The following is a 282-nucleotide window of genomic DNA, read 5'->3' as shown; positions in this document are numbered from 1 at the left end:
GCACTTGAAGTGATATAGCCACTTTTTATTATCTCGTTGTTAAAAGAGTTTATGATTAGATTGATAGAGTTTTTGCCAAGACAGCTGCCAGCTTTAAAATCAAGCTTGTTTAAGCTAGCCTCTAAAATAGAGTTAAATTTAGAGTAGTTTGCATTATAAGCTTTTCTTATTATAGCCTCATCAGCACCACTACTAGCGTTAAAGCTAGCAACTTCGTTCTCACTAAGAAGTGAAATTTTATCTATTTTAAAGCATTGGGTTTCGTTTAAATTTAGCTTACCT

1 protein-coding gene is annotated in these 282 nt (G+C 32.6%); it reads right to left on the bottom strand.

Going from position 1 to position 282, the window contains the following annotated elements; genetic code table 11:
• On the bottom strand, positions 1-282 hold a 282-nt coding region (locus tag UNSWCS_RS12020), incomplete at both ends, for a POTRA domain-containing protein (RefSeq protein WP_035143910.1).

The organism is Campylobacter concisus UNSWCS (genome assembly GCF_000466685.1).
GTDB lineage: Bacteria > Campylobacterota > Campylobacteria > Campylobacterales > Campylobacteraceae > Campylobacter_A > Campylobacter_A concisus_A.
This window is presented reverse-complemented; position numbering and strand designations above follow the sequence as displayed.